General features: G+C 45.1%; 23 protein-coding genes. 16 read left to right on the top strand and 7 right to left on the bottom strand.

Going from position 1 to position 26939, the window contains the following annotated elements:
• Positions 1–181: 181 nt before the first annotated feature.
• Positions 182–754: an elongation factor P gene (efp, locus tag AAEY80_RS09345; RefSeq protein WP_025650782.1), complete on the bottom strand. Its 573-nt coding sequence runs from the start codon at positions 752–754 to the stop codon at positions 182–184.
• 165 nt (positions 755–919) lie between these two features.
• Here efp and epmB point away from each other — a divergent pair, with 165 nt between their 5' ends.
• From epmB to AAEY80_RS09305, 8 genes are all read left to right on the top strand, one after another.
• The gene (epmB, locus tag AAEY80_RS09340) at positions 920–1927 is read left to right on the top strand and encodes an EF-P beta-lysylation protein EpmB (protein ID WP_025650781.1); all 1008 of its coding nucleotides are present in this window, start codon (positions 920–922) and stop codon (positions 1925–1927) included.
• Between the two features lie 154 nt (positions 1928–2081).
• The gene (locus AAEY80_RS09335) at positions 2082–3899 is read left to right on the top strand and encodes a cyclic-di-GMP receptor FimW-related protein (RefSeq protein WP_350588231.1); all 1818 of its coding nucleotides are present in this window, start codon (positions 2082–2084) and stop codon (positions 3897–3899) included.
• Between the two features lie 354 nt (positions 3900–4253).
• Complete coding sequence (locus tag AAEY80_RS09330; protein WP_025650779.1) at positions 4254–6347, top strand: EAL domain-containing protein; 2094 nt, start codon at positions 4254–4256, stop codon at positions 6345–6347.
• A gap of 377 nt (positions 6348–6724) precedes the next feature.
• Positions 6725–7186, top strand: a complete 462-nt coding sequence (locus tag AAEY80_RS09325) for a c-type cytochrome (protein ID WP_173238876.1) — start codon at positions 6725–6727, stop codon at positions 7184–7186.
• Positions 7187–7232: 46 nt separating this feature from the next.
• A complete protein-coding gene (locus tag AAEY80_RS09320) occupies positions 7233–8261 on the top strand; it encodes an AAA family ATPase (RefSeq protein ID WP_037025906.1) in 1029 nt (342 codons plus the stop codon).
• 84 nt (positions 8262–8345) lie between these two features.
• Positions 8346–9395, top strand: a complete 1050-nt coding sequence (locus AAEY80_RS09315; protein WP_350588230.1) for a hypothetical protein — start codon at positions 8346–8348, stop codon at positions 9393–9395.
• Positions 9392–11668 carry a transglutaminase TgpA family protein gene (locus AAEY80_RS09310; RefSeq protein WP_350588229.1) on the top strand — a complete coding sequence of 759 codons (2277 nt, stop codon included), beginning with the start codon at positions 9392–9394 and terminating at the stop codon, positions 11666–11668. The genes AAEY80_RS09315 and AAEY80_RS09310 overlap by 4 nt, the downstream gene beginning before the upstream one ends.
• A 68-nt stretch (positions 11669–11736) precedes the next feature.
• Positions 11737–12024 (top strand): DUF4031 domain-containing protein, encoded by a 288-nt coding sequence (locus tag AAEY80_RS09305; protein ID WP_025650774.1) that lies wholly within the window; start codon positions 11737–11739, stop codon positions 12022–12024.
• An 83-nt stretch (positions 12025–12107) separates the two neighbouring features.
• Here the strand turns inward: AAEY80_RS09305 and AAEY80_RS09300 are convergent, their stop codons facing one another.
• A complete protein-coding gene (locus tag AAEY80_RS09300; RefSeq protein ID WP_350588228.1) occupies positions 12108–12626 on the bottom strand; it encodes a DUF302 domain-containing protein in 519 nt (172 codons plus the stop codon).
• A 186-nt stretch (positions 12627–12812) separates the two neighbouring features.
• A complete protein-coding gene (locus tag AAEY80_RS09295) occupies positions 12813–13721 on the bottom strand; it encodes a LysR family transcriptional regulator (RefSeq protein WP_350588227.1) in 909 nt (302 codons plus the stop codon).
• Positions 13722–13932: 211 nt separating this feature from the next.
• Between AAEY80_RS09295 and AAEY80_RS09290 the strand changes: the two genes are divergently transcribed.
• Positions 13933–15042 carry an S-(hydroxymethyl)glutathione dehydrogenase/class III alcohol dehydrogenase gene (locus AAEY80_RS09290; protein ID WP_436880328.1) on the top strand — a complete coding sequence of 370 codons (1110 nt, stop codon included), beginning with the start codon at positions 13933–13935 and terminating at the stop codon, positions 15040–15042.
• Between the two features lie 177 nt (positions 15043–15219).
• Here the strand turns inward: AAEY80_RS09290 and AAEY80_RS09285 are convergent, their stop codons facing one another.
• A complete protein-coding gene (locus tag AAEY80_RS09285; protein ID WP_025650770.1) occupies positions 15220–15915 on the bottom strand; it encodes a haloacid dehalogenase type II in 696 nt (231 codons plus the stop codon).
• 70 nt (positions 15916–15985) lie between these two features.
• A complete protein-coding gene (locus AAEY80_RS09280; protein WP_101212498.1) occupies positions 15986–16639 on the bottom strand; it encodes a DsbA family oxidoreductase in 654 nt (217 codons plus the stop codon).
• Between the two features lie 396 nt (positions 16640–17035).
• Between AAEY80_RS09280 and nfsB the strand changes: the two genes are divergently transcribed.
• From nfsB to AAEY80_RS09245, 7 genes are all read left to right on the top strand, one after another.
• Positions 17036–17692 carry an oxygen-insensitive NAD(P)H nitroreductase gene (gene nfsB / locus AAEY80_RS09275; protein WP_101212500.1) on the top strand — a complete coding sequence of 219 codons (657 nt, stop codon included), beginning with the start codon at positions 17036–17038 and terminating at the stop codon, positions 17690–17692.
• A gap of 571 nt (positions 17693–18263) precedes the next feature.
• Positions 18264–18920, top strand: a complete 657-nt coding sequence (locus AAEY80_RS09270; RefSeq protein ID WP_025650766.1) for a 2Fe-2S iron-sulfur cluster-binding protein — start codon at positions 18264–18266, stop codon at positions 18918–18920.
• Positions 18917–19909 carry an FAD binding domain-containing protein gene (locus tag AAEY80_RS09265; RefSeq protein ID WP_201571084.1) on the top strand — a complete coding sequence of 331 codons (993 nt, stop codon included), beginning with the start codon at positions 18917–18919 and terminating at the stop codon, positions 19907–19909. The genes AAEY80_RS09270 and AAEY80_RS09265 overlap by 4 nt, the downstream gene beginning before the upstream one ends.
• A 2-nt stretch (positions 19910–19911) precedes the next feature.
• On the top strand, positions 19912–22335 hold the full coding sequence (locus AAEY80_RS09260; protein WP_350588224.1) for a molybdopterin cofactor-binding domain-containing protein: 2424 nt from the start codon (positions 19912–19914) through the stop codon (positions 22333–22335).
• A 124-nt stretch (positions 22336–22459) separates the two neighbouring features.
• Positions 22460–23788 (top strand): XdhC family protein, encoded by a 1329-nt coding sequence (locus AAEY80_RS09255; RefSeq protein ID WP_201615891.1) that lies wholly within the window; start codon positions 22460–22462, stop codon positions 23786–23788.
• Positions 23785–24474, top strand: a complete 690-nt coding sequence (locus AAEY80_RS09250) for an NTP transferase domain-containing protein (RefSeq protein WP_350588223.1) — start codon at positions 23785–23787, stop codon at positions 24472–24474. The genes AAEY80_RS09255 and AAEY80_RS09250 overlap by 4 nt, the downstream gene beginning before the upstream one ends.
• An 18-nt stretch (positions 24475–24492) precedes the next feature.
• Positions 24493–25065: a GNAT family N-acetyltransferase gene (locus tag AAEY80_RS09245; protein WP_101212510.1), complete on the top strand. Its 573-nt coding sequence runs from the start codon at positions 24493–24495 to the stop codon at positions 25063–25065.
• Positions 25066–25093: 28 nt separating this feature from the next.
• Here the strand turns inward: AAEY80_RS09245 and AAEY80_RS09240 are convergent, their stop codons facing one another.
• Both AAEY80_RS09240 and AAEY80_RS09235 read right to left on the bottom strand, forming a co-directional pair.
• Positions 25094–25765, bottom strand: a complete 672-nt coding sequence (locus AAEY80_RS09240; protein ID WP_101212512.1) for a class I SAM-dependent methyltransferase — start codon at positions 25763–25765, stop codon at positions 25094–25096.
• 557 nt (positions 25766–26322) lie between these two features.
• On the bottom strand, positions 26323–26937 hold the full coding sequence (locus AAEY80_RS09235; protein WP_025650759.1) for a hypothetical protein: 615 nt from the start codon (positions 26935–26937) through the stop codon (positions 26323–26325).
• Positions 26938–26939 lie beyond the last annotated feature (2 nt).

The following is a 26939-nucleotide window of genomic DNA, read 5'->3' as shown; positions in this document are numbered from 1 at the left end:
TTATCCTAAATTTTTTACGATATAGTCAAAATATCCTAAAAACGCGACGCTATTGCTCATATCAATTTTTTGTGGCCACCGCCCGTGCCACATTTGAATGTTTAACAGACCCTAATAAAAAAGCTTAACCATTTAATAATGGTTAAGCTTTTTTTATGTATTACTCAAGCAATTTGAACGATTAGCTCACGCGGGTTTGGTAGTCACCAGTACGGGTATCTACACGCACGACTTCACCTTGCTGGACGAATAATGGCACACGTACCACCGCACCCGTCTCTAACGTGGCAGGTTTGCCACCGCCACCTGATGTATCGCCGCGTACGCCGGGATCGGTTTCGGTAATTTGCAACTCAACGAAGTTAGGCGGGGTGATTGATAACGGCACGCCATTGAATAAGGTAATGGTACAAAGCGCATTGCTGTTCTCTTTGAGCCATTTTTGCGCGTCGCCGATGGCTGTTTTGTCCGCTTGTAGCTGCTCAAAGCTTTCTGGATGCATAAAGTGCCAAAACTCACCATCGTTATACAGATAGTTCATTTCAGTATCTATAACATCTGCCGCCTCTAAGCTATCACCTGACTTAAACGTTTGCTCTAGCGTTCTGCCACTGCGTAGATTGCGCAATTTAACGCGGTTAAACGCTTGTCCTTTACCAGGTTTGACGAACTCATTTTCGAGAATGGCACAGGGATTGCCATCGAGCATGACTTTGAGACCGGCTTTAAATTCATTAGTAGAAAAACTTGCCACAAGAAACTCCTAAGGGTTACGAATATATGATCGGTATTTGGGTGTGGAGCTGACTGTGCTAAGCGCTGTCGTCATACCAAGTATTGATGGTTGACGGGTATGCTTTGATAGGGTACTCACTAAGGGCGTATAATGACGCCTTTTAGGCACAGGTACTAGGTTGTCATGATAAACCATTTAATCACACAAAAAAACTGGCAAACGCAATTATCCGAAGGCATTACTAGCATCGATGAATTGCTTAGTATCCTAAAGCTTGAATCGCGACGCGCAGAGGTTTATGTGCCTGAGCATTTCGAGCTACGCGTGCCACGTGCTTTTGTCGCAAAAATGACCGTCGGCGATAGCGATGATCCCTTATTAAAGCAAGTGCTACCCGACCGACAAGAGCAAATCGCAGTGACTGGCTATGTGGCAGATCCTTTAGCGGAAAATGCTCATAACCCAACCAAAGGCTTATTGCATAAATACCAATCCAGAGTGCTGCTGACGATTACGGGTGCTTGTGCGATTCACTGTCGTTACTGCTTTCGCCAGCATTTTGACTACAGTGCCAATATGCCCACTGCCGATGCCAAACAAAGCATCATCGATTATATTACCGCCCATCCCGACATTAATGAGGTGATTTTAAGTGGCGGCGATCCTTTAAACGTGACCAACAGACGACTGTTTGCTTGGCTTGATACTTTAGAGGCCATTCCGCAATTGACCACCATTCGGCTCCATACTCGGTTGCCAATTGTGATTCCAGCGCGTTTAGATGCGCCATTATTAGAGCGGCTAGCACAAAGTCGCTGTCATATCGTCATGGTCATTCACTGTAACCATGCCAATGAAATCGATACGCTCACAGCAGAATATTTGCAGCGGGCGCGGGCGGCTGGCGTGACGCTATTGAATCAAGCTGTGCTTTTAAAAGGTATCAATGACAGCGTGGCTGCTCAAACTGCCTTAAGTCAACGTTTATTCTCTGCTGGGGTATTGCCTTATTATCTACACGTATTGGATAAAGTAGCAGGCGCGGCACATTTCGATAGCGACGAGCGGTCAGCAATAGCGCTTTACTGGTCACTATTGGCAGCATTACCCGGCTATCTAGTACCTAAGCTGGTTAGAGAGTTGCCAGATAGACCGTTTAAGGTGCCGATTGACATTTACAATGAAGTCTAAAAGTTGCATTATGATAAAGTAGCGCTATTAGCAGACAAATAATGACTAATAAGTGCGTAAGCAGCCGTTATTATATCCAGTCGATAGCTAAAGCTTACCTACCTGCTTGCTACTAACTTGTACAGCCGTTACTGTGCAATGACTAAGGATAGTAATGATAACTTTATCAGTTTTTCAACAGCAGTTGGCGTCGATTGCAGCGTTACCTGCAGCATCTGGTAAATCGACCGACGGCCAAGAGCAGCACCTACGCAACTGGGTAGCGCTGATGCCATCGCAAACAGAAGCGCAGCAAACGGAGCAATTGGAAAAAGTACTCATGGAATTGAGGGTGGCTGATGTAGATGATCAGCAACGCTTTACCTTAATAACTATCGTCCTTGAAGCGGCTGATCGGCTGATCGCCGCTTTACGTCAGTATTATATTTATGAAGCAGGAGCGCTAAGTGACGCGCAGTTGGCTCATGTTGCTCAAGTAAAATCCTTATACTATCTCATTGTTTTAACTTATGACGGGGTGATACGCCGCGAAATAGCATTGCTAGATCAGCAAAAACCCCCAGCAAGTAGTGGCTGGCAGCGCCACTTCACGGGCGAAAAGTCTTCTCCCGTTAGGTTAGCTATTGCCATTTATCAAACACTGTTTATATACCAAAAGCTATTGACTGAAGAAGCACTTTGTTATCAAAAGCCACCGTCGTATGTATGGGCTGCAATCAATCGATTGTATTATCTTGCCCATCAGCGCCATGCTACTACTCTTGATCTGAGTATCCATGTCGTCACCAACCGTGCCGACACGATACATCGCTTGTACTGTCAAATATGTCTGCACAGTTTACTCAATGTGCGTGGCATGCGCCGCCCTAATATGCTGCTGGTTCAGCGCTTGCTACCTGAGTGGGCTGAGCCAATCGTTGCGACCATAGAGCCGCAAACTGAGACGCGGGTCTTCGTTAACTTGCATAGTGACAGTCCACCTACTTATTTGACCGCGCATTCTGATATCAATCCTTACGAAAACCAGTACGACTGTCTCTTTATTGAGCTAGCACCAGTGGTCGCCTATCTAAAAGCACGCCGGCAAGCGTTAATGAATGAGGGTAGCGAAGGCGTTGAGTGTTGTTTGCTCGATAGGATGGCCATGGCGCTAACCTATCGTTATATTCAGCCGCAATTGACCGTACCGACCAAGTATAGTCCTAAGCAAAACGCCACAATGGTGACCGGATTTAATGACATTCACTATCATGCTAGCCATGCGCAAGGTCTAATAAGTTTGATTGGCACTAAAGAGCTGCCGGATGCGCAGCGACCTCGCTATGATACCGTGCCAAAAAAACAAACGACCAATGGCTTATTATCCGTTGAGACTTTCGACAGTAAGGACGCCCTGTCGCATTTTCGCACGCTGCGCTTGATTATCAATCCTGAAGATATATCTGCTGTTACCGAAGACAAGGTTGTAACCCCAAGCACCGCCACGATAACGACAATGAGCAAAGTCGGTAGCCAAGCGAGTAGTATGGTAGCAGTGATGGACAGCAATACTACTAATGCTGATATTCATCCTGGCGATACTGCACCGCCACCGTTGCAAATGATGAGTCTCTTTTTATTATGCCGTTCTGAGACGAAGACCGCAGCTGATTGGTCGATGGGAGTGGTGCGTTGGCTCAATCTTAATACGCGAAACCCAGAAGTAGAATGGCAAGTGCTCGGTCACAAGCTCATCTCTTGTGGGCTGCGCCTAGAGGACAGAGACTCACGCAGTCAGCATTTTGTGCCAGCTTTTATGATTGCTGGTGATGAGCAGCTACAGACGACTTGTAGCTTAGTCGTGCCGACCTCTCATTTTCAAACCAGTGATAGAGTGATAATGCGCCTAAATAATAAACAGAAATCCTTACGCTTATTAAATCCTTTACTGGTTACCGATGAGTTTAGCCAATATGAAGTAGTACAATTGTAATCTGCTCAATTAGGGCGTGTCCTAAATACCAGCATGGATATAAGTGTAGATGGTTACATGGCGAAGGTGCAGGTATAACCACTTTATCTGACGGTATGAGTAATAAGTTAAGCTGCAGTCGGTCAAATTATTGTCTATAATGACGCATACCATGACTTAAGTTTGATAGATAAGATATGTCTACTAAGCCAGTCAGCCTAGATCATATCAATAAACCAGTATTGTCAGTACCGCCCGAACCGAACCCGAATAGTGCTTATCTATTTGCCGCGCTATCTAAATATTGATAAAAGGGCGAGGTATCGAAGTTAAGCGATAAAAATAAATACGATCATAAGATTCAAAAGGCCTCCTATGCGTACTCAGTCCGTCTTAAATCTATTAGTTATCGATGACGATCAGCTCTATGCTGAGCGCCTAGTGGATTTGCTAGATTCTTATTATGACAGCGTCAACCTAGGCTTTTTGGATGACAAGGAAGAACTGCTCAAATCGCTACGCCAGCCGTGGGATGTCTTAGTCTTTGGGCAAGCCTATGATATGGGCTTTACCGACGTTGTGGGTATCGTACAAGAGCAAAGCATTGACTTGCCGATGATATGCTTGATGAGTGCGGAGATGGCTGCGACTGCCCATAACGAGGAAGGTTTGCCTGCGGTCATGAATAGCACGATGGTTAAGGCGCTTAGGGCAGACCAAGAGACAGCGGTAGTGATGGCCATCTGTTTACAGCATGGTAATTTGCGGAGTCGTCATCAGCTTAAAGCCTTGCGTCACGTGTTATCTGAGGCAGAGCAGCGCGCTAATATCTTGATTAAAAACTCTAAAAGTGCGGTTGCCTACCTTGATCAAGGGATTCATATCTTTGCCAATGACCCTTATCTTCAGCTATTCGGTTTTGACTCAATGAACGATATCATTGGCGTACCGGTTATTGACTTGATCGCAGGCGGTGATAACATCAAAGCCTTTAAGCAGTTTTTGCGGCAGTTTGATAAAGGGAGCCGTGACGAAGTCGAGTTCAAGTTTGAGAGTCTGCGTACGGATGGCAGTACCTTTGAGGCAAAATTACAGCTGGCAGCAGCTACCTTGGATAGTGAGCCGGTTACCCAGATTATTATTCAACAAAATAACAGTAATAGTGCTGAGGTTGCTAAGCGCTTGGCAGAAGCTGAGCGTAAGGACAGCTTGACAGGCATCAATAACCGTCGTGGTTTTGAAGAGCAGTTGGCGATATTACACCAGCAAGCGTTGGCTGGTACTCTGACTGCTGGGCTGTTGTATGTTCAGCTCGATAACATTGGTAAGATCAGAAGTAGCTTGGGTTTGCAAGGTGTCGATACGACAGTCAGACAGGTCGCTTATGCTTTAGATGAGCTGGTGCCAGAAGGCTATGTGAGCCGCTTTAGTGACACAGCATTTACGATACTAGTAGAAAACCAGACCACCGACGATCTCGAAAAGCTTGCGGAGCATATTGGCCTACGGATTAGTGGCATGCTTATTGAAGTCGATAAGCGCACGACCAGCACGACGGCGAGTATTGGTATTGTCAAAATCGAAAGAAATACTGCTGAGCCTAAAATAGTACTCGAGCGAGCGATGGATGCCATCGCCCAGATTATGACCGAGACCTCCAATAACGGTGGTACTTATCATCTATATGATCCAAGCGAACATGCCAATAGTGATGACCATGCGCTGGCGGAGTCTTTAGTCGATGCCATTGCCAATAATCGCTTTGAGCTATCATTCCAAGCGATATATGACATCAATCATGATCGTAGTGACTTTTTTGAAGTCTATCTGCGTTTGCCATTGGCAGATGCTGACAATACAGTATTGACCCCTGATCAATTTATGGCGGTTGCAAAGACGCATCAACTGTTAGAAAAAATAGATCGCTGGGTGCTGATCAATGCCTGCAAAAAAATAAACGATGTACGTAAAACCCATCCTGAGGCGCGACTACTGGTACAATTGACCAGTGCTTCGCTGGTGGATAAAAAGCTGCCCAATGTCGCCAGTCAGCTGATTAATGCGGTTGGCGGTGCGGCAGGAGTGTTAACGCTACAGTTCAACGAAAAAGATATTGCCGATCATTTAACAGTCGCCAAATCTCAGTTTGAGGCCCTTAATAAAGTGAGCTGTCAGCTTGGCGTCAATAACTTCGGCTCATCTACTAAGTCTATTGAGATTGCCAGCTTTGTGCAGCCAGATGTGGTGCGTTTGGCCCGCAGTTATGTACAAGATATCGACTCTGCAGATAATTTAGAAGCCGTTAAATCACTAATCGTACGTACCAATACGGTTAATATTGATGTGTTGATGCCTTACATTGAAGAGGCGGCAACCATGTCTGTCGCTTGGAGTGTGGGTGCGCGTTACCTGCAAGGGTATTATTTGGAAGAGCCAAGCAGTACAATGAAAGTTGCTAGTGGCACATAAGAGAACCTAGGGCGTGTCCTCAATTCAAGCGCTTGTATCTAACTGGGCTAAAAATGACTAAATTTTGCCAAATATCGTCAAATAGCTGAATAATATCCCGATATTATTTGCGCTATTTTTCTCATTTGACGGCAATTTATCTCATTTTTACGACCATTTTTAAAATGAGGACACGCCCTAATCTCATGTGTGATTATAAAGTTATAATCCTAGACGTTTCTTAAGCGTGATTTATTGGTTTAGCTGCCGATAAATTGCGCTCTATTTTTAAACAGCTATCTATGTGTGCCGCCTGATGTTGCTTTCTACATGGTTTTTCAATGCACTATGCCTGTTGTCTCACATAGCTGGCGCTCCTCAACTAAAGATTGCCAAAAATGTCTATCATCAATACATCAATATTGAGCGGTATTTTTTCCGCTGTTCTGCTACTCACCGCCTGCGGGGAAAGTATCCCACCTGATCATCGCGCGCCTGTCACGCTGCCAATATATACTGAAGGTGATGCCGATAATGGTGCTCTAATTTATCAAGACGCTTGTGGCCAATGCCATCAGAGGAATGCTGGACTCAATAAAAAAGGCCCGCAGTTGATGAATATATATGGCGCGCCCGCTGCAGAGTTAGCAGATTATACCTATAGTGACGGGCTAAAAAACTCAGGTTGGGTATGGGATGCAGCAACGCTCGACCCTTATATTGCAGATGCGGAAAAAGCCATACCAAACTCAAAGATGCTATCAGACCCGATGCCAGATGCACAAGAGCGTGCGGATGTGATTGCTTATCTGTCAACGCTGCGCGCCGCCGCGCCGATAGTTGCAGATGAGTCAAAGTAATCTCTGATTTATACTTACTATTCAAAAAACGAGCCAATAATTGACTATGACCCACGCAGCCATCAATAGTGCCATTACAACACCACGTCAAGCAGCAGCAGAGGTGACTGATAAGCCGACCTTTAGCACTGCCGACTATCGTCGCAATCAGCAAAAAATTGCCCAGCTTATGGCGCAATTAAATCAAATTGTGTTAGATAAGCCGCAAGCCGTTAAGCTTGCGCTCAGCGGTATATTGGCAGGTGGTCATCTATTGTTGCAAGATATACCGGGTATGGGCAAGACCACTTTGGCACAAGGCTTGGCGCAGTTGCTTGGTCTGAGCTTTAGCCGTGTGCAATTTACCAATGATATGCTGCCAGCAGATATCCTAGGGATGAGCATTTATGACCAAAGTAAACAGCAATTTGAGTTTCGCTCAGGGCCTATCTTTACTCAACTGTTACTCGCTGATGAGATTAATCGCTCTAGCCCTAAGACCCAAAGTGCGCTACTAGAGGCGATGGAAGAGCGGCAAGTGACCCAAGATGGACAAAGCTATCCATTGCCGCAACCGTTCTTTGTGATTGCAACTCAAAACCCTTTGCAGCAAGCAGGCGTCTATCCACTCCCTGAATCGCAGCTAGATCGATTCTTGCTATGCTTGTCGCTTGGCTATCCATCACCTGCCGCAGAGCGTGAGCTTTTAAAAGGTCAGGATCGCCGTGAGTTACTAAAAGAGTTGTCTGCGGTACTTGATACCGAGGCGGTCTTGTTAGCGCAGCAAGGCGTCAAGCAAGTATATGTCGCGGATGTGGTCTTGGACTATCTACAAAGACTGGTGGCAAAAACACGATCAAGCCAAGAGTATCATGGCTTATCACCACGTGGCGTGCTGTCGCTACAGCGTGCCGCACAAGCCTATGCCTATGTATCGGGGCATATGGAGATGACGCCTGAAGACATTCAAGCGGTGTTTGCCGCCGTCACTGATCACCGTCTCGGTCAGCGTTTTGTACCCGCGCATGTGACGGGAGGACAAGCGACGCAGACCATCGCCCAACGCATTTTGGCAGACGTAGCGGTTGTTGTTTAAGAGTCCGTTATTTAATCGCATGCTTATTTTTCAAACGATCATTCAGTTATCGATGAGAGTATCCATTTTATGGTAAGGGTAGTCATGAGCTTTTTGCCAAAAGCCTTAACCGTACCAGCTACTTCAGCATTAAGCCGTTGGTTTGCTTCGCGTGCGCCCAAAAGTGATAGTGCCACCCTCAATTTGCGTAACGTCTATATCTTTTTTAGTTGTGAAGGGATGCTATTTGCTGTCTTACTGGTCATTACCTTTATCGCTGGTATCAACTATGGCAATAACTTGGTATTGGGCTTATGTTTTTATCTAATCAGTGTCTGGCTGATCAGCTTTCATGTGACCTTTGCTCATATCTCAGGTCTAAAGGTACAGCTAATAGAGGTGACCATGGCAGAAGCGGGTGCGCCTGTCTGGGTGACCCTGCAACTGCGTAGTGAGAGTCGCCAGCCAAGACGCCAGCTGCTATTTAGCTTTGCGCAGACTGATAAAGAGATGGATAAAAAATCTGGTAAGAAAATCAAACATCACGTGGATAGTCAACATTCTGTACTTGTTACACGGTTACAAGATGAGCAAATTATTCGTTTGCCGGTGCAGACGCATAATCGTGGCGCGTTTGAGTTGCCACGATTAACCATCAAAACCGTTTATCCATTAGGGATCATGCGTGCATGGTCTTATGTCTATTTTGCCCGTAGCGCTTGGGTCTATCCAAAACCTGAAGCCTTTGACTGGCAGACGCAGTATTCGGTCGCAAGTTTAGAGGACTTGCCAACAGGCGGGCAATATCGTCAAGGTCAAGATGACTTTGAGCGGCTCGATAATTATATCGAAGGTGAGTCGCTGGCTCGGGTTTCTTGGGGTCACGTGGCGCGCGGTCAAGGCATGTTTACCAAGCATTTCGCTGATCCAGTCGGTGATGAGCAAACATTGGATTATGCCGATATGCCAGCAGCCCATCATGAACAGAGGCTGGCACAACTGGCGTACGGGGCGATGACATTAGGTGAACTTGGCGTACCATTTAACATGCGCTTACCGAATGACATGCGCTTTGATCAATCCTCTAGTGCAACAATGGGTGAAGGCGATAGCTTTGCACGAGCATGCTTGTTAAGGCTGGCGAAAGCACCATGATCAATTTTAAAAATTCCTCTACAAATGAGACAGAGATCAATCCTGCAAGCTTTGAGCAATTGGCTTTGGGTCAACATATCACTTCTCACACTGAGCAGGCTAGCGATGCTAAATGGACTCGCAAGCTACTCGCCTTGCCAGCCTATTATTGGGTCTTAATTGCCCAAATCATCGTCATTTTACCGCATGCAGCACATCTGCCTTTATGGTTGATTGGCTTTGCTGTGGTCAGTATTGTGGCTCAGTTGCCACGCGTAAAAGCGCGATTTAAAAAATTAGCGCATTTAAAGCGTGTTTATCAAAGCATGCAAATGCTCGGCTTTTTATTGGGGCTGGCAGGTCTGTGGCTGACTTATAATACAGCGTTTGGTCTCGATATGGGCGTGGCGTTTTTAGTGCTCTGTCTTATCAGCAAGCTATGGGAGTTGTATAAGCGCCGTGATGCTTATGTGGTATTGAATTTATCGCTATTTGTACTGGCTGCGCTATTTTTGATGGATCAAGGTCTCGTGACGACGTTAGAAGTAATCGTCGGTGCGGTCATCATATTATTGGCATTTATTGCGCTCAATGACGATGGCAATACTCGTGGTGATGGTCGTCTGCGTACTTTGGGCGTATTAGGTCTTGGGGCACTACCGTTATTGGTCGTGCTATTTTTGTTTTTTCCGCGCTTGCCACCGCTATGGTCAGTGCAGCTCTCAGGTCAGCAAGCAACCACGGGTGTCTCTGATAGTATGTCGCCCGGTGATTTTGCCAATTTGGGACAATCGACTGAGCTGGCGTTTCGGGTAGAGTTTGCAGATAAGCGCCCACCACAGCAGCAGCTATATTGGCGCGGCTTGGTATTTAGCGACTTTGACGGGGTGACGTGGCGTCCTAGCCCTCAGCAACGACAGTGGCAGCCGACGCAGCGAATACCTGCTTGGATTGAGAATGCCTTTGCTACTATCCCTGATGAGGTGAAAGCTGCGCCGACCAGCTATGAGATTATTCTAGAGCCCACGCAACAAAACTGGCTATTTGGCCTTGATTATCCTTTTGCTCAGCGTCAAGACATTAGTATTACTTCAAACTTTACTTTATTAAAAGACCAGCCGGTTACCCAACAGCTGCGCTACGAGGTATTACAGTTTGCCCCGATGGGTATCGATACGATTCTCTCTGATGAGTCACGCCGTCTGAATCTTGCCCTGCCAGCTGACGGCAATCCCAAAGCAAAAGCACTGGCGCAGCAGCTGTTTGTTCAATCAGACTCAGACCCAGTACGCTACATGCAAGCACTTGAGCGCTGGATCAACCAAACGGACTTTCGTTATACGTTGTCGCCGCCACGATTGCATAAGAACCGTATTGATGAGTTTTTATTTGACACCAAAGCGGGGTTTTGTGAGCACTATTCTTCCAGCTTCACCTTTATGATGCGCGCTGCTGGCATTCCAGCACGCGTCGTGGCGGGCTATCAAGGTGGTGAGCTGAGCCGCGGTGGTAATGTTTGGGAAGTACGGCAAAAGGATGCGCACGCTTGGACGGAGGTTTGGCTTGACGGTCAAGGTTGGGTACGTGTCGATCCGACGGCTTTTGTAGCGCCTGAGCGTGTCGAGCAAGGTATGGATGCACTGACGCAGGCACAAGGGGCAGCAATGTTCGGTGATGGGGCTAGTGCGCAAATCAGCTATCAGCAGTATCAAATGCTACAAACCTTACGCCGCCTCTCAGATCAAGCCAGCTACTATTGGCAAAAAGACGTCGTTGGTTACGATCAGGATAAGCAAGCTGACTCATTACTCAAGTGGTTTAACATCCGCTCAATCATGCAGCAAATTATTTGGCTAGCGGTGAGTGCTATTACCGTCATGGTAATTTTGGTTTTTATCATTTGGCAACGTCGCCGCAAACGTTGGCATCCAGCCGATCTACCACTTGCACAATTATCAAAGCGCATTGGCAAAGCGGATAAATCGCTCGCTCGCGATAACAACGAAGGGCAATTGGCTTGGCTTGAGCGTTTGGCAGCGGCGGTTAATAACCGAGGCAATGATATAAATAGTGACATGGATAGCCGTAACAATACTGTAAGTAGCGGTGCGGGTGGTAAAGTTAGTAAGCTAACAGATAGCGGTCACTCAGAGATTGTACAAGCAAAAATAATACAGATGAAGCAGGACTATCGTCAACTGCGTTATGGACGCCTAAGCAGCCTTGAAACCAATGATAGCGAATACCAAGTCGTACTGAAACAGCTTAAGAAAGATGCACGTGAATTGTTCTAATGGCTGTTTTGTGAAAGCGTTGTTTAGCATATGATAAAATAGCTAATGATAATAAAGGAGGCGACTCTATGGCGATATACGTTGATTTTATGCAGATAGAATTTAAAGGCTATAAATGGTGCCATATGCTGGCTGATACCCTGCAAGAGTTGCATGACTTTGCGGCATTGATTGAAGTGGATAAGCGTTTATTCCACCGTCATGCCAGTTATCCGCACTATGATGTGACGGTGCAAATGCGAGAGACAGCAATTGAGTACGGCGCTATTCCTGCCGGTCGAAAGAAAATTATTGAATGTGCAAAGAAGTTGAAAGTAGAGTTACATGAGCAAATAGCACAATCTGAGAATCGCTAATAATTTAATTTTCTAAAACATGAGAAAGGTGGGTTATGCTTTTGTATCCCACCTTTTTATTTGTTTAGACTTTCATTTATAGGTTATTTTGCAATAGCTGCTTTACTAACACCATCAAGGGCTTTTGCAATATTCGTGAGCTGGGTATCACAACCTTTTATATTATGGCGGTCTTTAAGATATTCAGGATTGTTGTACGACAACCAAACTTTTTTATCAGCATCTTCACTGATGAGGATTTTTTGCGGCAAATCGATAGCGACGCTTTGCTCGCAATTCATCAATGGCGTACCCGCTTTCGGATTACCAAACATAATCACTTGCGTCGGTCTCAATGTTAAATCGACACCTTGCGCATTTTTTTGATGATCGACGCGCGCAAATACTTTCATGCCTTTGCTTTCAATAATTGCCGCTAGCTTATCAGTGGTATCTTGAACGGAGTGATTACTTTGCATCGTCACCAAACCCTTTTCAGCATTGATAGCAGTCATCGTTTCTGGCGTCGACTGCCCCTTGTCTGGCGCGTTTAAAATATTTTCAACGCTGGCGCAAGAGGATACGGCCAAAGCTAGAGCAGCGATAGAGATAATCTTAAGCATAAAAAGTCCTTTTTTATTGTGGTTGTTTATTCAGTGAGTGATGGTTGGTAATATCAAATATTCATTGTGAATCATAACATTGTGCTTCATAACATTGTACTTCATAGCATTGTGCGTAATAAACTGCGCATAGTAAAGGGTCGTATTACAACACCTCTTAAAGAATGACTAAGCCAAAACTATCATCTAAGCCAAACGCTCTGCTAGATAATCTACCAGCAACCGAATCTTTGGCGATAAATGACGGTTGTGCGGATAGACGGCCCAGATACTTTCTTCAGGCTCTCTATAGTTATCCAGTAAGCTGACCAACGCACCTGATGCTAAGTGTTTTTGCACATAATAATCAGGTAGCTGCACGATACCCAGACCTTTTAAGGCAGCATCGACTAGGCTGTGACCACTGTTGTATTGCACAGTGCCAGACACTCGCAGGTTTTTTTCTTTATCAGCGTCTTTTCCAGAACCTGTTTTTTTAGAATCTGTTTTTTTAAAATCTATAAAGTGCCAATAGTCGCGAGTGCCAAGTAAGCAGTTATGTTGGCTTAGCTCGGACAAAGCATGAGGCGTGCCGTATTTTTCAAGATAAGCGGGTGCGGCACAGACGAAGTTGGTACGACGGCTGAGTTTTTTTGCCATCATGGTTGAGTCGCTTAATTTGCCAATACGAATTGCCAAGTCATAGCCGCCATCAACCAAGTCAATTTTTTGATTACTCAAAAATGCCGTCACTTCGATATCACTATATTGCACCATGAAATCATTGACCAGTGGCAATAATTGCTGCTCGCCATAAGTGACAGGGGCGGTCAGTTTAATCCTGCCTTGGGGTTTTGATTGTAAGTTACTCACCGCTTGCTCAGCGGCATCCAAGCCATCGAGTACACTGCGGCAATGCTGATAAAACACGCGGCCTTCTTCAGTCAGTGTTACCTTACGAGTTGTACGATATAGCAATTTAATATTGAGACGTTTCTCTAAAGCGCTTATCTGCCGACTGACTTGCGCGGTTGAGATGCCCAATTCTTTGGCAGCACGTGTGAAGCTCTCATACTCCGCCACATAGACGAACTCGCTAATACCATCCCAGCGCATGATTATTACCACTGTGTAAAAGATATTTGTAAATATAGCACATTGTTATCATGGCAGAAACGACTATAATGGTCAGTATAAAGTTTAATGCTTCACAGACTGGTACAACTGTCGCTTGCCTCTACTAAGTCAGCACTATAAGATGAATAGGTCTGTGCTCAATAATCGATAAAACTAATTAAAAAGAGAGACAACTATGTCAGATAAATTTATTAAATCGAAAGCCGCCATTGCTTGGGGCCCGAACCAACCACTATCTGTTGAAGAAGTGGATGTCATGCTGCCGCGCAAGGGCGAAGTATTGGTAAAAATCATCGCCAGTGGCGTCTGCCACACTGATGCGTTTACTTTATCTGGTGAAGATCCAGAAGGCGTATTCCCAGCTATCTTAGGTCATGAAGGCGGCGGTATCGTTGAGCAAATCGGCGAAGGCGTGACCAGCGTTCAAGTCGGCGATCACGTTATTCCTTTATATACCGCAGAGTGTGGCGTTTGTAAATTCTGTACTTCAGGTAAAACCAACCTATGCTCAGCCGTACGCGAGACTCAAGGTAAAGGCTTAATGCCAGACGGCACCACGCGTTTTTATAAAGACGGTGAGCCAATTTATCATTACATGGGTTGCTCAACTTTCTCTGAATATACCGTCTTGCCAGAGATTTCGTTGGCCAAAGTGGACAAAGACGCCCCATTAGAAAAAGTTTGTTTGCTAGGTTGTGGCGTGACCACCGGCATGGGCGCGGTTATGAATACCGCTAAGGTTGAAGAAGGTTCTACCGTTGCTGTTTTCGGTCTTGGTGGTATTGGCCTTGCCGCCATCATTGGTGCAAAAATGGCAAAAGCCAGTCGTATTATCGGTATTGATATTAACGAAGATAAATTTGAGTTGGCTAAGAAGCTTGGCGCGACTGATTGCATCAATTCTAAAGACTATGACAAGCCTATTCAGGAGGTCATCGTTGAGATGACTGATGGCGGCGTAGACTATTCTTTTGAATGTATTGGTAATGTCGATGTGATGCGTTCAGCGCTTGAGTGCTGCCATAAAGGTTGGGGCGAGTCGGTCATCATCGGTGTCGCTGGTGCAGGCAAAGAAATCTCAACCCGTCCATTCCAGCTAGTGACGGGCCGCGTCTGGAAAGGCTCAGCATTTGGCGGGGTCAAAGGTCGCAGCGAATTGCCAGGCTACGTCGATCGTTATATGCAAGGTGACATCCCATTAAATGACTTTATCACTCATACGATGCCATTAGAAGATATCAACGAAGCCTTTGATCTGATGCATAAAGGTGAGAGTATTCGTACGGTGATTCATTTTTAAGAGATAATCTTGAAGACACGCCCTAGTTTTATAAGATAGAAAAACCAAAAATGCCGTCCCTATATAAGGGCGGCATTTTTTTAGCATTAAAAATATAGTCAGTGAAAAGTAATATCGATATATCAGCAACATCGTAGCATTTTTAGGATATGTTGACGATAGGCTTATAAATAACGGTTAGCCTTGAGTATCAAGAATGATCTGCTCAGCAAGTGTGACAAGATCTGAGGCCACAAAGTCCGGTGTTGGCACATTGGAGGCGGGCAACATAGCGTTATAAGGACGTTTAAGAAACGCTCCTTGACAGCCAGCCGCTTGCGCGCCAATCGTATCCCAAAGATGACAAGCGACAAGGCACAAATCTGACATTTCAACAGCCAGCTCTTTAGTGATCATTTGATAAGTCTCAGGCGCAGGCTTGAATTTTGCAACCTTCTCAACGCTAAAAGACTGCTCAAAAAACTCACTCAACCCTGCCTTTTCAAGTGGCGTAGGGGACGGGCTGCTCGCTGAGTTGGTTAACGTTACCAGTCGAAACCCTGCGTCACGTAGTTTGGTTAATGCCGGTATTGCATCAGGATGAGCAGGCATTTCGCTCATGCGTTCTTTTAACTCATCGATATCGTCACCTGTTAGCGTGATTTCATGGATATCAGCGGTCATCTGCAACGCACCGACGCCAAGCCCACCAAAAGGCGTATAGAGTCCTGATAAAGTCATGGTTTGTGAGTAAAGCACCAATTGGGCAAACCACTCTCTGAGTATCTGCTTATCACCGAACAGTCGGGCAAACAATGGCTCAAGAGTGGCGATGTCGAGTAGCGTCTCATTGACATCAAACACGATAATCGAGGCTGATTTATTAGAGGACATAAAAGATCCTTTTATGAGTAGCGAACGAAATTTTGTTAACAAAGCTAGTCAGGAAATACTATCAACAAAGCTAGTCTGGCATGTCAGCTAATTGCTGCAAAATATTCGTGAAATTCTCTACACCTTGCGCACCGCTAACCAAATGACGTTCATTAAAAATTACCGCCGGCACGCTTTGAATGCCTTGCTGCTGCCAATGTTGCTCAGCCTCTCTTACTGCTTTAGCAAAACGCTGGTCGTCTAACACGGCTAGTGCTTCATTACGATCCAAGCCGGTCTCTGCAGCGATATCGGCGAGCACGGCATTGTCAGAAATATTGCGACCATGGGTAAAGTGTGCGGCGAACAACGCTTGCTTTAAGTCGTGCATACAGCCTTGCTGATCTGCCCAGTGCAAGAGCTGATGCAGATTAAAGGTATTATGCATACGTGTGTCATCGTTAAAGTTAAATTCAAAGCCGACCTCACGACCAGCTTCTATTAATCGAGCACGGCTAGCATCAGATTCTTGCTTACTCGAACCATACTTTTCCATAATATGTTCACGCATATTTTGTCCTTCGCTGGGCATATTTGGATTAAGCTCAAACGGATGCCAGCGAATCTCATGTTCGGTGTTGGTTTGCTTGAGCGCTTCTGCCAGCTGGCGGTAACCAATGACGCACCAAGGGCATACAACGTCTGAGACGATGTCTATTCGGAGTGGTTTTTCTGATGTGCTCATATATCCTCGCAAGCATTATTGTTTATTTTTTATGACGGTATTTTATAGCTAGACATATCAGCCAAAGCGACTTGGTTGAATCAGCTTTGGATAATATCACTCAGTCAATATTAAGAGAATGAGGGAGCGATTACAATGTAGTCTGCACAGTCTGCGTTATCACTTAGGTAGCTCAATTGTAACTATTATCAGTAGGATAGCCGAAATTTTTGCAAAAACGGTCTAACAACTGACGCACTGATAACAAAACCCATGACTACTTAACCAATCTGCCGTGGTCACAAAACAGGTTTTTATTTAAAGTTGCTCCATTGAAATTAGCGATGATTATTTATAAATAACGCTAATAATAATTCAATAAACAATAAAAACTTAACACTCACTATGGTGTCATATATGAAAAATATCACTGAAGCAATGAAATGGCGTTACAGCACCAAAGAGTTTGATACCAACAAAAAAATATCAGCAGAAGACTTTCAGAGTCTAAAAGATATCTTACGTCTCAGTCCGTCGAGCACCAATATTCAGCCTTGGCATTTTGTGATTGCTGATGACGAAGCGGGTAAAGCTCGAATTGCAAAAGGCACTGAGGGCATGTATGAATTCAATGATGCCAAAGTAAAAGATGCCTCGCATGTCATCGTATTCTGTAGCCGTGTCTATGCCGATGACGAGTTTTTAGAAGGCTTGCTCGATAAAGAAGATGCTGATGGTCGCTTTGCAGAACCAAAACTCAAAGAGCAAATGCATCAAACGCGTAAAATGTTCTTGGACATTCGTCGTTATGAGCAAAAAGACGAGCCGCATTGGTTGATAGAGCAGTTGTATCTCAATATGGGTGCATTACTACTAGGCGCTGCTACTTTGGGTATTGATGCTGTGCCGATGGAAGGCGCAGATTTAAAAGCGCTTGATGAAGAGTTTGATTTACGTAGTAAGGGCTATACAGCGGTCGCAATGGTTTCTCTTGGCTATCGTAGTGAAGATGATTTTAATGCTGATCTGCCTAAGTCTCGATTTGACGAAGAAACAATCATCACTAAAGCCTAGTTTTAGGTGTTTGATTTGAAATGATCATTCTAAAGTAGCCTCATAATAGTCCTATAAACTTTCGTTTGTGGGGCTTTTCTTTATTGAAGTCTATTTAATATACTACCTTTTTCTAAAAAATAGATTGCCCACTTCACATAATATAGTCAATCCTAAATAAAACAGATACATTATATATCAAGGTGGAACTGGTCTAAATTTTCCTTGTGTGCTGTACCTACGCAGACAGAGGCTGCGAAAAATTTATCCCAGTCCCACTGTATCGTTTTTATACTGAATTCACTATATATTGCTAAATCATATGGCCTGAATTTGAGTGCTGATAAATTAAAACCAATTAATACTAGCTAGCAGCAGATGGTTAGGCTGATTGAGGTAAATGATTATCAGTTAGCTTACAGCGATTGGTAGTACACACTTTTAGGTACTGCCTCGGATTAAAAACTATACTGCAACAACTACAAAATAAAAACAAAACAAGTTTTTTGGTACGCCATAATGGATTTATTGCCGCCGTAGCTATAAGGCGCTTTTTTCACCCATTATATTCATCTGCCAGCGAGAAGCCAGCATGTCTACCTTGACGTTAACAATCAATAAGCAGGATTATCAGCTCGAGAATCTTGACGCCCGTACGACACTGCTCGACGTCTGTCGTCAACATTTACAAATTACTGGACCCAAAAAAGGCTGCGACCACGGCCAATGCGGCGCTTGTACCATGCTCATCAATGGTCGCCGAGTCAACTCTTGTCTCACACTTGCTATCATGCATGATGGTGATGAGATTACGACCATCGAAGGCATCGGTATGCCGGATTCACTATCGGCGCTGCAACAAGCCTTTAAAGATAACGATGCCTTTCAGTGCGGATATTGCACCCCAGGTCAAATTTGTTCAGCGACTGCCTTAATAGAAGAAGTAAAACAAAATTGGCCAAGCCATGTGAGCACAGACTTACAACATCCTGATAGCCTTCTGGTACAAGAAATCGCTGAGCGCATGAGTGGTAATGTCTGTCGCTGCTCCGCTTATCCCAATATCATCAAAGCCATCTCACAAGTACTTGAAAATGAGATGTCAGAGTCTGCTGCCCAGACCAATGACACCTCTACACAAAATTCAAGCGTAACAGGTATTTGGTCACCGCCGTCAAGCGAGGCTCAGTTCCATAAAGCCTCAGCGAATAACAAAACAATAACAGGCAAGGCAGGAGACCACTCATGAAACGTTTTGAATATAGCCGCGCTGATGCACCTAAGCAAGCCGCAACCTCTGCTAGCGGCAAAGACGCTTCTTTTATCGCAGGTGGTACCAACTTATTAGATCTCATGAAACTAGAGATCGAAACCCCAATCAAACTGGTCGATATCACTCGTTTAGAATTAGAGCAAGTAGAAACGACTGCCGATGGTGGTTTACGTATTGGTACGCTTGTGACCAATAGCGATTTGGCCGCGCATCCTGAGGTGATTGCAAACTATCCAGTATTGTCCCGAGCTATCTTGGCAGGAGCGACTGGTCAGCTACGTAACAGAGCGACAACGGGCGGCAACTTTTTACAGCGTACTCGTTGCTATTATTTTTATCAAACAGACAGCGCTTGTAATAAACGTGAACCGGGCACAGGATGTCCTGCTATCAACGGGGAGAACCGTACCCTAGCTGTCTTAGGTACCAGTGATTCATGTATTGCTCAGCACCCATCCGATATGGCAGTGGCAATGCGCTTACTGGATGCCACGATAGAGACAGTTAAAGCAGATGGCTCGACTCGCGCTATCGATGTCAAAGATTTTTATTGTTTGCCAAAAGACACGCCGCATATCGAAAATGTGCTAGAAGCAGGCGAGCTGATTACTCATGTTGTATTACCTGCCCCTATTAAGGGCATGCATACCTATGACAAAGTGCGTGATCGCGCTTCTTACGCCTTTGCACTGGTATCTTGTGCCGCAGTCATCGATGCTGACGACAATGGCAACCTAAAGACAGTACGATTGGCGTTCGGCGGCATCGGTACCAAGCCATGGCGTAATGAAGAGGTTGAGGCACTATTAACGGATACCGATGGCAATAGCGACGTTATCACGCAGGCCGCTGATCTATTATTGCATGATGCCAAAGGTAATGGTCAGAACGACTTTAAAATACCGTTGACGCGTCGCCTACTAAAACAAGTTATTCAGCGCGCATTAGCGGGCGAGGGAGCATAATCATGGCACTATTAGAATCAATCACACAGTCAGAACCAACCAAAAAACTGACCATGGATGAGCCTGTTGAAACGCTATTTAGTACAACGGCAAGCAAGCTAGTTGGTAAGCCAATCAACCGTGTTGATGGCTCATTAAAGGTCAGTGGTCAAGCGCCTTATTCAGCAGAGATTCATCTAGAAAACCAAGTCTATGGCGTCTTGGTTGGGGCAACTATTGCCAAGGGCAAAGTAGATAGTATCGACAGTAGCTCTGTAGATGATATTCCCGGTATCATCAAAGTGGTGACCGATCCTGAGCACTTCTTACGTAATTCGCAACAGGGCGGGGCAACAAAAGCACCAACTCAAGGTGTGAGTGAAGTGTTTTATCATGGTCAGCCCATAGCTGTTGTAATCGCCGAAACTTTTGAGGCCGCAACAGAAGGCGCTAAAGCGCTGAAAGTGACTTATAAGGATGAGACTGACCAAGCGGCATTAAACTTTACTCAAGAGCTCTCTAACGCACATGCGGTAGATGAAGAAAAAGGCTCTGATAAAAATAATGTCCAAGGCGATCCAGACCAAGGCTTAGCTGATGCGGCAGTGACCGTTGATCGCTTTTATCATACCCCAAGTCAAAGCAACTCTCCGATGGAGCCCCATACAACGTTGGCTCATTGGGAAGGCGATAAGCTCGTTTTGTATACTTCCAATCAGATGATCGCTTCTTGCAAACAGCAAGTCATGGATGCTCTGGACCTAAATAAAGATCAAGTACAACTGATCGCACACTATGTGGGTGGTGGGTTCGGTAGTAAGCTCGGTATTGCTCCTGAATCTATTGCAGCGGCGATTGCTGCGAAAGATCTGGGTCGTCCTGTGCTAATCACTATGACGCGTTCACAAGTGATGGAAGCAACGGTCAGACGCTCAAACACGCGTCAGCGTATCGCTATTGGTTGTAATAAAGAAGGTATTATCAACACATTTATTCATGATACTACGACCAGTAATTTGCCAGGAGAAGCTTTTTTTGAGCCGACGGCATTATCTACCCATTATCTATACCGTGGTGAAAACCGCCGTGTACATTATCAGATGGTAGATATGAATCAAGTATTATCAGGCTCGATGCGTGCGCCGGGTGAGGCGGTGGGTTTGATTGCGGTTGAATGTGCCATGGACGAGCTAGCCTCACAGCTGGACATTGATCCAATCGAGCTGCGCCGCCGTAATGAGCCTGAAGAGGACCCTACCGAAGAGATTCCTTTCTCCACCCGTCAGCTAGTCGCTTGTATGGAGAAGGGCGCTGAACAGTTTGGTTGGGATAAGCATAATCCCAAGCCTGCCAGTCAATTAGAAGGTGACTGGTGGATAGGTACAGGCATGGCGGCGGCTGCCCGTGGTAACCAATTACAGCCATCTGAAGCACGTGCAACCCTACAGGTAGATGAGTCAAAAGCACTTGGTATCAAAGCAGTTATCGAGACAGACATGACAGACATCGGTACAGGGTCTTATACGGTGTTTTCTCAGGTAGCGGCAGACCTGTTAGGACTGCCTATCGACCATGTTGAGATGAAACTAGGTGACAGTGCATTGCCACCAGCATCAGGCTCAGGTGGCAGTTGGGGTGCTGCGAGTGCGGGTAGTGGTGTCTATCTTGCTTGTGAGCAGCTGCGTGAAATGCTAGCAGAAAAAGTTGGTCTGTATCCTGACAACATTCAGTTAGACAATGGTCAAATCAAGAAAACAGGCGAGCATGCTTTAACGGCAATGGAGGCTGCCAAAAAGAGCGGCCAATCATTTGCTGACAGCACTATTGATAAGCTATCGCAAACCACAGGGCTTTCGCTATCAGGACAGTCAGCATCACAAGAGTATGATTTTGATAATACAGAGTCTTATGCGCTTGCGGATGTGGTCGCTGACTATGATGAGCAAAAAATCACTGCTAAAGGCCAGATAAAACCGGGTAAGAACGGTAAGAGCCATCGCCAAGCCTCTTTTGGCGCGAACTTCGCTGAAGTGGCGGTTCATAAAGTCACTGGTGAGATTCGGGTGAAACGTATGACAGGTGCATTTGCCGCTGGTCGTATTCTGAACCACAAAACTGCAACGTCGCAATGCTATGGCGGTATGGTGTTCGGTATTGGCTCAGCGTTGATGGAAGAAGTGATTCATGACAAACGTGACGGTCGTCTCTGTAACCATGACCTTGCCGAGTATCATGTGCCAGTTAATGCGGACGTACCGCAGTTAGATGTCATATTGGTAGAAGAAGATGATCCTTATACCAATCCAATGCACATCAAAGGTATCGGTGAGACGGCTATTGCAGGTGCTGCTGCCGCGATTGCCAATGCTATCTATAATGCGGTCGGTGTGCGTGTTTATGACTTCCCGATTACCCTCGACAAGCTGCTTTATGAGATGCCAGAGTAGTTTTATCAGCTTATGTATGACAAGAACCCGCTTACTGAGCGGGTTTTTGTAACTGAGTCGGTAGTATATTTTATTACTAGCAAAAAATTCACTAACAAAAAACAATTATTAAATAAGAGGCATTATGAATCAAGTCGCTGACATTCTGAAGCTGGCAAGCGAGGCTCAGCAGCAAGGTGTTGATGCTGTATTGGCTACTGTCGTTCATACAGAAGGCTCAGCGTACCGTCGTGCTGGCGCGATGATGCTTATATGCGCAGATGGACGCTCGGTCGGAATGATAAGTGGTGGCTGCCTTGAGCCGCATATTATCAAACGTGCCTTTTGGCTTACTCGTAATGGCGCAAGCGTACAAGTTTATCAAACGGGCGATGATATTGAATACACCAAAAATGGCGAAGCGAAAGCAGCTGCTAAAGAAGAGACGTCCGAAAATGATTTTTTAAATGTTGATTTCTATGATGAACCAGACCTTGATTTAGACGAGTTGAATTTTGGCTTAGGATGTAATGGACGGGTACATGTTTTGTTTGAGCGCTTAACGACAGCGACGGCGCTTTTGAATGTTATTGGTCAAGTTCGAGGTACGCAGCAACCCGTCACGATAGCCACATTAATTCGCTCTGCTAGTCGCCAAAACTCAAATCCTGAACTGCAAATCGGTATGCGCATTAATTTGGATAATTATACCGAGTCAGAACAAATTACGACTATAGGCGCTAATGGTATTGGCACTAGTAACAGCTTAAATCAAGCCGGGTTTGATGTTTCAAATACTCTTTTCAATACGGTCGAAAACCTAGCTCAACATGAGCTTGGTAATAAAAAGACCGAATACGTTGTTGTGAAAGATGATGACCATTATGACAACGTTAATTTAACAACAGAGTGGCTGGTACAAAGATTAGAGCCACAAATCCGTCTGCTGATTTGCGGTGCAGGCAATGATGTCATGCCGCTGGTCACCATGGCAAAATTGCAAGATTGGCATGTCACCGTCGTAGACAGTCGCGCGCAATACGCCACACGTATACGTTTCCCGCAAGCAGATGAAGTGCTGCCGTTATCGTTGGAAGATACGGATACTTTGCTAAAGCTCAGTCATAACGCTGCTGTGGCACTGATGTCACATAGCCTCAGTCAAGACCGTGCTCGCCTTGCGGTACTATTGACACGTGCCAATCACTATAAGTACCTCGGACAATTAGGCCCGCGCTATCGTACCGAGCGTCTGATAGATGAGATTAAGGCTACTAAATCTGATCCTAATATTTTAAACAACGGTATCAATAAGCTACAGTATCCTATCGGCTATAAGTTAGGTGGCGATGGGCCCGAAGCTTTGGCGCTGGGTATCATGGCGCAAATAAACGCGGTTATGCATGGACAAACGCCACCAGCTAAATGTGTAGATTTAGATAATAGTGACTTAACTATGATGAGCCACGCATGATGACTCAAAATCATGCGGTTATCATTTTGGCAAGTGGTCTTAGTCAGCGTTTGGGCCAAGCAAAACAGCTGCTAAAAAAAGAGGGCGAACCCTCAATTTGCTATATGACTAAGCTGGTCTTAGTGACCCAGCCGCAAGCTATTATGATTGTTATTCCTGAAGATAATCCATCAATAGCCAGTGCAATTACCGAGTTAGCTACTCAGCATGCCAATGTTCACACGGTAATGAATCCAATACCCAAAATGGGTATGGCGCATAGTTTATATTTAGGTATTGAGGCGTTAGTTAATCTTGACGACAGTCTTATTAAGCGTGTTTTGATAATGGGGATTGACCAAGTACTGCTAGATGAAGAGCATTTGCTAACCTTGCTAGCAGGCACACAGATGGTGGTTGCAAGTGGCTATAGTAGTTTGAGACATTGGAGTAATGGGCAGGATTTAGATAAAACAGCCGATACTGAAACCTTTAAAAAAGATATCATCGGATTGCCTTTAGCGATTGATTACGAGTTGCTAAAACAATGGCAAGCATCGTTAACAGGAGATAAAGGGCTGCGTTACTTAATTAGAGGACTGTCTTCTAGCCAAATAAGTACCGTGAATGAGCATCAGCTCAGCTATGATATTGACACGCCTGAGCAACTGACTTATGCCAAGCAACAAGGCTGGCTTGATACATAATCACAGATAGAGGCTTCAATGACAAAGGTGATAGAAACTAAACGTCTTTATTTGAGACAGTGGCAGCCAGCTGACTTTGGGGTATTTGCTGAAATGAATGCCGATCCAGAAGTCATGCGTTATTTCCCCAAGCTATTGTCGCCAAAATTGAGCGATGTAATAGCCAATAAATGCCAGCAGCTGATTGCAGATAATGGCTGGGGGTTTTGGGCAGTGAGTGAAAAAGACGGCCCAAAAGCGGACAATAGCTTTATTGGCATGGTGGGTTTAAATGCAGCTCATGCGGATATGTCATTTGCGCCTTGTGTGGAGATTGCTTGGCGGCTGCATAAAGACTATTGGGGACAGGGTTACGCCACTGAAGCCGCGCGTGCAGCGCTGAAATTTGCTTTTGAAGTTCTAGCGCTTAACGAGGTCGTCGCTTTCACCGCAGTCATTAATAGACACTCGCAGCTTATCATGCAGCGCCTTGGCATGGCGGATACACAGGAAGATTTTTATCACCCTATGCTTGATGCTAGACACCCACTTGCCAAGCATGTGTTATACAAAATAACGCGGCAGCAATGGCAAAACACTATCGAAAATTGACTGTATTTATAATTACCATTTATAGGATTTACTTACTATTATCCCGCGAAAACGTCAAAATGTGCCCTTTAAATGGCAAGTCAAGATAAGTGGTATTCTCGGGCTTGACGTGTTGACTGCTAAAACCATATTCAAGCATTTTATTGGTCAGCTTGTTTTTGCGCCCACGCCCAGGGTCTACGACGATGACCTCACATTTTGGTAACGCATGACGTTCGATAAATTCAGCCAAAATATCAATATGTTGGTCTTCATAGAGTAAATCACTACCGATAATGATATCGAACTTGCCAAGGTGGCTATTGTCTTCTGCCCAATCTAAACGCTCAAAGTTAATCTCTTTATTGTTATTCAAGGTGGTATTGCGATCAAGGAAGTACTCAACTGTCGGATGATAGTCGGTCGCCGTAATGTCTGCATGCCGATGATTGAGCAGCAGGCTCGATAATGCCATGCCGCAGCCAACCTCCAAGATACGCTTGCCCGCAATATCATAATCGAGCATGTGATTGGCCAATACCAAGCTTGACGGCCAAATCACGCCAAACATCGGCCAAGAAGCCGAGCAAATACCTAGGTTAAGCGCCTCATCGTCAGGGTCGCTAAATTGTTGGTTGTCACGTAAGGTGCAAATATGGATATCGGTGTTGCCAATTTCAATCGTTTGATAACGCACGCGCACAGTGGTCAGCGAAGTCATAAACTGTCCTAAAAAATAAGCAAGAATGCAAGCTTTGGCAGAGGGTGCCACTTTCAATGAGGGGAAAAGCTGTTGGGTAGGGTTTGCAGCGTTTAAATCTTGGAGAGGTGATAAGCGTCAAGTAAAAGAATAGGTAGAAAAAATATTCTCATTTGGACGATGATAGTATGACCTAACATTTGACAAGTTGTTGTTAATTCTGAGGAGGTTATTCTTACTAATTACCGATTAGCTAACTAATTATCAAATATTTAGTAGCAATTAGCTATAGTCAAAATATTCTAAAACGCGACGGTATTGCTGATATCAATTTTTTGTAGCCTCTGTCTGCGCAGGTACAGCAAGCAAGAAAAGTTGATATCAGCAGTGCATGATGGTTCGATATTACTTTTCACTCACTATATGACACGTTGAACATGGCGCAAACGTAGAAAAATAGCTTATATAAAAAGTGAATAGTGCTTATTACTTATTACTTATCCTAAGGCGCAGCAATAGAGGCGAGGTATCCAGCCTAATACGTTAGATTGTGACCCGCTTAAAGTCAGGCAGTCACTTTAATTCAAAAATCTTAGTCCAGACGTTTTTAATGCCCAGACCAACTCCACAAAGGCACGACTATTGGTCAGAGGCTCACCATCGATGATGAGTACATAACCTGAACCATCAATCCATAAGAATACAAAGCTGGTCTCAGGAATCAACAAGTCTACTTGCTGAAAGAACGAAATCGCTTGGCTTTCTACTGCCCAGCCGCGTTGCTTTTGGCGTAGCATAAAGCCTGAGAAGTCAGCGGCCGCCACACTCAGCATATCCGCTTCTTCTTGACTATAGCCAATCCGAGCAAGACAAAACCCTTCATCAGAGCCAATGGCTGCTCGGCGCTTACCAGATAAGCTCGCTACCACGTAGGGTAGAAATTGATCCAAGGGCAGATTGGGCGCGGGTAAAAACAGAGACAGCTTTTCAATCCAACCTTGTTCAATAAAGCTTTGTAACCACCCGTCAGAGTAGCGTGCTAGCCAGTCAGCAGCCAGTAGTGTCTGCTCATAGGATAATAAATCCTGTAAAGACAGCTGCGCATCGGTCGGCTCGTTTTGTGAAAATGCCTCAAAAATACCGGCTGGGGTTAAGGTCAGATAGGTTTTATCAGCGTTTAAGTAAGAAGACATAG

The organism is Psychrobacter sp. 78a-MNA-CIBAN-0178 (assembly GCF_040309625.1).
Lineage (GTDB): Bacteria > Pseudomonadota > Gammaproteobacteria > Pseudomonadales > Moraxellaceae > Psychrobacter > Psychrobacter okhotskensis.
This window is presented reverse-complemented; position numbering and strand designations above follow the sequence as displayed.